The sequence below is a fragment of the Brasilonema octagenarum UFV-OR1 genome (genome assembly GCF_963888615.1).
In the GTDB taxonomy this organism is placed as follows: Bacteria; Cyanobacteriota; Cyanobacteriia; order Cyanobacteriales; family Nostocaceae; genus Brasilonema; species Brasilonema sennae.
Genome location: NZ_CAWPKW010000295.1, coordinates 1,853 through 2,160, shown reverse-complemented (window position 1 = coordinate 2,160; position 308 = coordinate 1,853). Strand labels below are relative to the sequence as shown.

The window sequence follows — 308 nt, the reverse complement described above, 5'->3', positions numbered from 1 at the left end:
GTTGTGGTGGTTTTGGTAGGTCTAAGTTGATTTCTAGTTGTGTCCAGTTTTTTGCCATAGTTGAAGTATTAAGAGCCGTTGTTTGCTATTACTCCACAGTCGGAGTAATAGCATTTGTTTAATTAGTTGATTTCGATTAACTTGGCGTCGTACTGGAAGAAGCGCAGAGCATTAACTATGCCCCAAGCTGTTTTATAATCAAACTTTGATGCTAACTCTTGAGTCGGTGCGGTCGCTGGTTGATGAGTTGTACAGCTAACGTAACCTGAAAAAAACTCGTTACCGATTTGAATGATACAGATAATGTC

Annotated in this window: 1 protein-coding gene; it reads right to left on the bottom strand. The window is 39.6% G+C overall.

Going from position 1 to position 308, the window contains the following annotated elements; all coding sequences use genetic code 11:
- Positions 1 to 122 precede the first annotated feature (122 nt).
- A partial coding sequence (locus tag AC5590_RS25555; RefSeq protein WP_211178813.1) for a hypothetical protein occupies positions 123 to 308 on the bottom strand: 186 nt, incomplete at its 5' end.